The sequence below is a fragment of the Amycolatopsis sp. SID8362 genome, assembly GCF_010550475.1.
GTDB lineage: Bacteria > Actinomycetota > Actinomycetes > Mycobacteriales > Pseudonocardiaceae > Amycolatopsis > Amycolatopsis eburnea.
This window is the reverse complement of sequence record NZ_JAAGNB010001355.1, coordinates 1-2141: the sequence shown is the minus strand read 5'-3', so window position 1 is coordinate 2141 and position 2141 is coordinate 1. Positions and strand designations below refer to the sequence as shown.

Genomic DNA, 2141 nt, shown 5'->3' with positions numbered 1-2141 from the left:
CGAACTGCCCTGGCTGCTCCGCCCGCTGACCCGCACCGCGCGCCGCGCGGCCGGCACCGGGGCCGCGGAAGCGGCCGCGGACTTCAGGCAGTCGCTCGCCGGGCTCAAGGACGGCGAACGCCGGCGGATCCTGCTCGACCTGGTCCGCACGCAGGTCGCCGCGGTCCTCGGCTACGCCTCGGCGAGCACCGTCGAGGCGGGGCTGGAGTTCCGCGAACTCGGCTTCGACTCCCTCACCGCGGTCGAGCTGCGCAACCGGATCAGCGCCGCGACCGGGCTCCGGCTCGGCTCGACGCTGGTCTTCGACTACCCCACGCCTGCCGAGCTGGCCGCGCACCTCAAGGACGAACTCGTTCCGGAGCCGCGGGAAACGTACTCCCTGCTCGCGGAACTGGACCGGCTCGACTCCGCGGTCGACGCCAGCACCACCGAAGACCTCGCCCGGACCGGCGTCGCCGACCGGTTGCGCCGGCTGCTGGCCAAGGTCGGCGCGACCGAAGCCGCGCCGCCGGACACCGGGCTCGCGGACCGCATCGAGGCCGCGAGCACCGACGAGGTCTTCGCCTTCATCGACAACGAACTCGGCAGGCTGGGCGGTGCGACACCGCCGGCCGGCCCGTTCGACCAGAGAGGCTGAGCCGCATGCCCGAGGACCAGAAGCTCGTCGACTACCTCAAGTGGGTCACCGCGGACCTGGCGCAGACCCGCAAGCGCCTCGAGGAAGCCGAGTCGGGCAGGCAGGAACCGATCGCGATCGTGTCGATGGCGTGCCGCTACCCCGGCGGCGTCGCCTCGCCCGAGGACCTGTGGCGCCTGGTCACCGAGGAGGGCGACGGGATCTCGGAGTTCCCGGCCACCCGTGGCTGGGACCTGGAGGCGCTCTACGGCGCCGACCGGGACCAGAAGGGCAAGACCTACACCGGCATGGGCGGCTTCCTGCACGACGCGGGGGAGTTCGACGCCGGGTTCTTCGGGATCTCCCCGCGGGAGGCGCTGGCCATGGACCCCCAGCAGCGGCTGCTGCTGGAGGCTTCGTGGGAGGCCGTCGAGCGGGCCGGGATCGACCCGGTGTCGTTGCGGGGCAGCCGGACCGGCGTGTTCGCCGGCGTGATGTACCACGACTACGGCACCGGCAGCGAATTCCCGTTGGAGTCGCAGGGGTTCCTCGGCGTCGGCACCGCCGGCAGCGTGATGTCCGGGCGCGTGTCCTACGCACTCGGCCTGGAAGGCCCGGCGGTCACCGTCGACACGGCGTGCTCCTCGTCGCTGGTCGCCATGCACTGGGCGGTGCAGGCACTGCGGGCGGGCGAGTGCACGCTGGCGCTGGCCGGCGGCGTGACCGTGATGGCGACCCCGGGCGCGTTCATCAGCTTCAGCGCGCAGGGCGGCCTCGCGGCCGACGGCCGCTGCAAGTCCTTTTCGGACTCCGCCGACGGCGTCGGCTGGTCCGAAGGCGTCGGCATCCTCGTGCTGGAGAAGCTCTCCGACGCCCAGCGCAACGGCCACGAGGTGCTGGCCGTCCTGCGCGGCTCGGCGGTCAACTCCGACGGCGCGTCCAACGGCCTGACCGCCCCGAACGGGCCGTCCCAGCAACGCGTCATCCAGCAGGCACTGGCTTCGGCCGGGCTGGCACCGTCCGAAGTGGACGCGGTCGAGGCGCACGGCACCGGCACCACGCTGGGCGACCCGATCGAGGCCACCGCCCTGCTGGCGACCTACGGCCGGGACCGGCAGGCGGACCGCCCGCTGCTGCTGGGCTCGATCAAGTCCAACATCGGCCACACCCAGGCCGCCGCGGGCGTCGCGGGCGTGATCAAGATGGTGCTGGCGATGCGCCACGGCGTGCTGCCGCGCACCCTGCACGTCGACGCGCCGTCGTCCCATGTGGACTGGACCGCGGGCGAGGTCCGGCTGCTGACCGAGGCGACGCCGTGGCCCGAGACCGGGCGCCCGCGCCGCGCGGCGGTGTCCTCGTTCGGGATCAGCGGCACCAACGCCCACACCGTCCTCGAACAGGCGCCGGCGGTCACCGCGGCCGCGCCGGAGCCCGCGACGGCACTGGCGGTCCTCCCGTTCACGGTGTCGGGCAAGACCCCCGCGGCTCTGCGCGCGCAGGCCACCCGGCTGCTCACCCGGCTCGG

The 2141-nt window shown here is 73.8% G+C and carries 1 pseudogene; it reads left to right on the top strand.

Annotated features, from left to right (window positions below):
* A pseudogene (locus tag G3I65_RS41295) lies at positions 1 to 2141 on the top strand (beta-ketoacyl synthase N-terminal-like domain-containing protein); the annotation flags it as partial.